Source organism: Candidatus Schekmanbacteria bacterium (genome assembly GCA_003695725.1).
Lineage (GTDB): Bacteria > Schekmanbacteria > GWA2-38-11 > GWA2-38-11 > J061 > J061.
Genome location: RFHX01000036.1, coordinates 1 through 3,408, shown reverse-complemented (window position 1 = coordinate 3,408; position 3,408 = coordinate 1). Strand labels below are relative to the sequence as shown.

Below are 3,408 nucleotides of genomic sequence, written 5' to 3'. Positions count from 1 at the left end.
GGTATAACATTGTCCATAGCCGCATTTATGACCTTTTCAACATCCTATGAAATACTTTTCTTTGTTATACTTACAGGATACTGCATCTTCAAAAAACCTGAAAAAGCGAAAGGAATGATTATTTCTCTCTTTGCGGCAGGTGCTGTAGTTTTGATTTTCTATCTTACTCTTTATCTTCTTACAGGTTATGATGTGCTGGCAGCTTTAGAGGAAGCACGAAATAAAGATTTAACAAATTACAGGCCTGCTTTTTACAGCTTGAAGGATTACTTCTATTCCCGAACTTCAAACTTCATAGGTTATCTGTCATTTATGGGATTTGCCTCTTCTGGAATCTTTTGTTTCTATCTCTCAAAAAAGATACGCAAACTCAAATGTGGAAATACATTGCTTAGGTCGGTAATTTATGTGGCTATTATCACTATGTTTGAAATGAATTTGGGTGGATTGTATAACTATGAAACAGGTCGCATATGGATTTATCTATCGCCCCTTTTCTTATCGCCTATCGCTGAAACACTTGAAATCGCATCAGATTCGACTGGAATTAATTATTTCGATGTCCAGCTCCTTTCTTTGAATTTTATACAGACGCTTATTGCAGAAATACTCTTATTTACCTTTTGGTAGGTATAAATTCATTCAATCTATTCGATGCAAATCACCATCTCCATGATTTCCACAATGTTTATAATCGTCAAATTCACAGTGAAGCCCGTAAGATACGCGAATATCGTGAAGCCCTTGTGAGACGCGAATATAATATTCCAAAGAGGGTTGTCTTCTCTTATAAAAAGCCGAACCTTTTACAGGGCGCCATACTAAACCCATCATGGCAACACCTCTTTTTGCCAAAAACTCACATCCTTCAAGATTTGATTTTAGCGCTTCATCTTCTGTGCTAAATCCATTGTCAGCTGCAAGTTCAACGCCTAAAACGATATTAGTTGCAACAAGTCCTTTACCAAAAATTCCCACTGCATCGATTAGACTCTTCACCCAGTTGTCCCATCCTACATATTTGGCTTTGCCGGGACATATTTCAGCAAAAAGATTTCTATCCCATACTTCTATATCCGGACAGTACATCATTGCCTTGGTTTCGTCGTATATCTTTTTAACCTGTTTTTTTGAAAAAGCACAGCTCGTGAGCTGTAATGGAATACGAGGGCTTTCAAAATTATCGCCAATTGCCTGTATCACTTCTATATATCTTGCCACCTCATCATCAAAAGGCTCTTTGCCGTTGGGATTTGCTCCGCCAGTCACAGTTATCATTGAAAATCTGCCGGGCTCTTTCATCGCTTCTTTTATGGTTTCCCTTATGTCTTCTGCTTCGTAAATTCCCTTATCAAGCTGTTTCCGTTCTTTAAATAGAGCATTGATGGAACAAAATTTACATTGGTTGCCTTTTTCCCAAAAGTGACAATAACGATCTGTCCATATATTCAGTACCTGTGGTCTAAACATCCCAATCTTTTCCATTGGAATGCCTGATGATGTTGTTTCACCAAAAAAACGGGGGCGGGGACAAAACTCTGTTTCCTCAACAAACTCACCTTTGTAGAAGATACCTAATTTTCCATTATGAAAATCGATTGTATAATGGTCGTCAGGCATACATTCGCCAGCCGCCGTCATCACTGATGTACCGTCTTTTAAAATAAATGGTCCGGGATATCTGCCAAATTCTTCAATCACTCTATCTGAATACAAAACTCCCCGGCGATATAGGTCTATTTTCAGGATTGTAAATTTTGGGAATGCAGGATATTTCTGAACAGCTTCATAAAATGTCAAATCATTTTCCATAATCGACTTTTAGCAATTCACATTTGGATTTTCAATTTAACAATAATATTTTTCATAGTTATTAAATGGCAAATTCATCCTTAAAATTTTAAAATCCAAATTCACCAAGGAGGTCTCGATTTATATATTCCTCTGAATTCATTCTTTCCATCGCTTTTTCATTAGTAAGCCAATCAATCTTCGCACCTGTTTTATTATTTTTAAGTATTTCTTCTACAAGAAAGGGGGTAACTGTTTCCACCTTGTCAGCCAACATATTGTAAATTGGTTTTACTTCAGCAAGTTTTTCAGGTGACATCTTTCTCAATCCATTTAGCATAAAATCTGTTACAACCATTCCGGGACCAAGAGTGCCTATTTGCACAGGTGTGTCTTTTGCTTCTTCAATTACCGATTCTGTGAAATAACGGACAGCTCTCTTAGTTGTCCCATAAACAGTCATTCCCGGACGCATCATATCACTGCTTCCAAAACCTTCCATATTATAAATCTGTCCACCACCCTGCTCTATCATTCCTTTCAATGCAATTTTTGTTCCAAATATGAGACCTGTTATATTTGTATTTATTGTTGCATATATCTCTTCCGGGTCAAGCTCCCATAACATAACCATACTTGTATCTCTTCCTGCATTGTTTATCCAAATATCAACCTTACCAAATTTCGCTTTTGCGCTATCCCATAAATCTTGAACTTGCAATATATTGCAAACATCACAAGTTTTTCCTAATACTTTATCTGTGCCAAATTTTTTTTCCGCCCTTGCAACCTCTTCTGTAAGTTTATTCTTATTTCTACCGCTGATTACAACGGAACATCCTCTTTTCAAAAATTCCAGAGCAAGTCCCAATCCAATCCCTTTTGTGCTTCCAGTTATAACAACTGATTTCATAATTTCGCTCCTCCTATTACGATTCAAAAATCCTCCTTAATTCATAACTAACATTTTTGTTACAAAATGCAAATTAAAGCTTTGTTGAATTTTTCTTTGAATATTCAAAAAGTTATACTTTATAATATTTGTAGGTGTAGGTATTAAACCTTTTCTGAGAAAAAGGTTTATGGCGCAAATAACGAGTATAGATTTTTTTTTAAGGATTAGAAAAAGATATAGAGAGCTCAAAGTATGGAAATCGGCTCTAAAATCTCTTCTTAAAGACAATAGAAAAACCATAACCCCAATCCTTAAATATGCTCATTCTCTAATTATAAAAAATCTCAATCTTCCACCTCCTATGCATCTCTCCAAAGCTATTGACCCTGTAATTGGATTAGCTGGAGAAGCGCTCTATTTGGCAAAGGCTATTGGAGCTGAAAAATGGGTTGATAACTTTTTGATGACATTAAATATTAGAAGGAATTTTATACTTCAAAATATTCTTTCCATAAGATTATATTCCGAAAAACAGATTGCCTATATTTATTTCTTGATAATTTTAATGCTGCGTCTTGAGAATTATTTACCGAAATTTTTTGAAATTTCACTTGAACAGAATTTATCTCATAAACTGCTACAATTCATAAGATATCTTAATTTCCATTATATGAATAAAATAGAAAACACTTATCTGAAGAAAATTTTACATCATAGAACTG

At 35.2% G+C, this 3,408-nt stretch carries 4 protein-coding genes; 2 read left to right on the top strand and 2 right to left on the bottom strand.

Annotated features, from left to right (window positions below; all coding sequences use genetic code 11):
* The first annotated feature begins 27 nt into the window (after window positions 1–27).
* A complete protein-coding gene (locus D6734_01500) occupies window positions 28–630 on the top strand; it encodes a hypothetical protein (GenBank protein RMF97725.1) in 603 nt (200 codons plus the stop codon).
* 12 nt (window positions 631–642) lie between these two features.
* On the opposite strand, the gene D6734_01495 is transcribed toward D6734_01500, so the two are convergent.
* On the bottom strand, window positions 643–1,812 hold the full coding sequence (locus D6734_01495; protein RMF97724.1) for a radical SAM protein: 1,170 nt from the start codon (window positions 1,810–1,812) through the stop codon (window positions 643–645).
* An 88-nt stretch (window positions 1,813–1,900) separates the two neighbouring features.
* Window positions 1,901–2,704 carry an SDR family oxidoreductase gene (locus D6734_01490; GenBank protein RMF97723.1) on the bottom strand — a complete coding sequence of 268 codons (804 nt, stop codon included), beginning with the start codon at window positions 2,702–2,704 and terminating at the stop codon, window positions 1,901–1,903.
* 169 nt (window positions 2,705–2,873) lie between these two features.
* Between D6734_01490 and D6734_01485 the strand changes: the two genes are divergently transcribed.
* On the top strand, window positions 2,874–3,408 hold a 535-nt coding region (locus D6734_01485; GenBank protein RMF97722.1), incomplete at its 3' end, for a hypothetical protein.